The 324-nt window shown below is 75.6% G+C and carries 1 protein-coding gene; it reads left to right on the top strand.

Annotated elements, in window-relative coordinates; genetic code table 11:
* Positions 1-324, top strand: a 324-nt coding sequence (locus ACLBX8_RS31760) for a DUF1186 domain-containing protein (RefSeq protein WP_447716419.1), incomplete at both ends; no start/stop codon positions are given.

Genomic DNA, 324 nt, shown 5'->3' with positions numbered 1-324 from the left:
GTACCGGCCGAAGGCGGCGTTGCGGGAGGCCCTGAACCCCCCCGCCGCCGGCGCGGAGGCGCCGCTGCCGCTGCTGGAGGCGGCCGCCGACGGGCGCGAGCTGGCGGCGGAGGAGACGAACCTCCTGTTCTGGGGCCTGCACGTCATGGCCCATGCCCGGGACACGCGCGCCCTCGCGCCGCTCCCCAGGCTGCTCCGGCACGACGAGGAGACCCTCGACGCGGTGCTGGGTGACGCCGTCACGGCGACGCTGGCCAAGGCCGTGGCGAGCCTGTTCGACGGCGATCCGCAGCCGCTGTTCCGGCTGATCCTGGACAGCACGGT

It is taken from the genome of Methylobacterium sp. D48H, from assembly GCF_053345715.1.
This window is presented reverse-complemented; position numbering and strand designations above follow the sequence as displayed.